Consider the following 482-nt stretch of genomic DNA (forward strand, 5'->3'; position numbering starts at 1 on the left):
ATGGTGCGTGCTGTGCGGGTGCAGTTGACCCAGGCTGCTTGGGCGCTGATGGTGGGTAGGTGCAGGGTGAGCCAGGACATGCCGTCGCGTCCGGGTTCCAGGGTCATGGCGCGGCGTTGGTAGGCCTGTTTCGTGGCGGTGGTCCGGGTTTCCGGGTGGGTGTTTTCCCGGGCTCGTCGGGCTTTGGAAGCGAATCCGGAGGCCGTGGTTCCCGGGGCCAGGTGGAGTAGGCGTGCTTCGAAAGCGGCGACTTGTGTGGTGGTGATGGTGGGGGTTTCATTCAGGGTGTTGCATTCATCCACGATCAACGCCGCATGGCGGTAGGACAGGTCCCCTGCCTGCAGCGCGGTCAGGGTGTGGTGATGGGTGGTGAGCAAGGCAGTGCTGTGGTGGGCCAAAGCGGCCGCGGTGCGTTCAGGAATACACAGCGTCAGCGCGATGTCGGTGCAAGCGCTACTGTCGGCGATCCCTGCCTGCCACGG

At 64.9% G+C, this 482-nt stretch carries 1 protein-coding gene; it reads right to left on the reverse strand.

Features of this window, described 5'->3' with window-relative positions; genetic code table 11:
• The coding region (locus JMA46_RS16805) for a DUF222 domain-containing protein (protein WP_207346491.1) at positions 1-482 on the reverse strand (482 nt) is incomplete at both ends.

This window comes from Arthrobacter sp. E3, assembly GCF_017353415.1.
Lineage (GTDB): Bacteria > Actinomycetota > Actinomycetes > Actinomycetales > Micrococcaceae > Specibacter.